The organism is Paraburkholderia sp. SIMBA_027 (genome assembly GCF_046535315.1).
Taxonomy (GTDB): domain Bacteria; phylum Pseudomonadota; class Gammaproteobacteria; order Burkholderiales; family Burkholderiaceae; genus Paraburkholderia; species Paraburkholderia tropica.
Genome location: NZ_JAWRWY010000982.1, coordinates 1 through 258 on the forward strand (window position 1 = coordinate 1; position 258 = coordinate 258).

The following is a 258-nucleotide window of genomic DNA, read 5'->3' on the forward strand; positions in this document are numbered from 1 at the left end:
GGGCACGCATCCGACCGTGTGGCCGTTCAACTGAGTCGGAGCAGCGTTTAGCGCGCGGCCGGCGGCCGTTCCCTGCCGGGCGTCGCCGCCGGTCAGCGGATACTTGCCGGGCGGCCGAACGTGATCCCCGGTGCGGCCGCGTTCAGCCAATCACTTGCGGCCGGCCTTCCATTCGCGCAGCGCGCGCATGGTGTTGCTGACGTGGGCTTCGGGATTCATGTTGGTGTATTCGTACAGGATCCTGCCATCCGGCGTGAT

General features: G+C 67.4%; 1 pseudogene. It reads right to left on the bottom strand.

Annotation, left to right across the window (positions count from 1 at the left end):
* Window positions 1-150: 150 nt before the first annotated feature.
* Window positions 151-258, bottom strand: a pseudogene (locus SB764_RS42035) (peroxiredoxin); the annotation flags it as partial.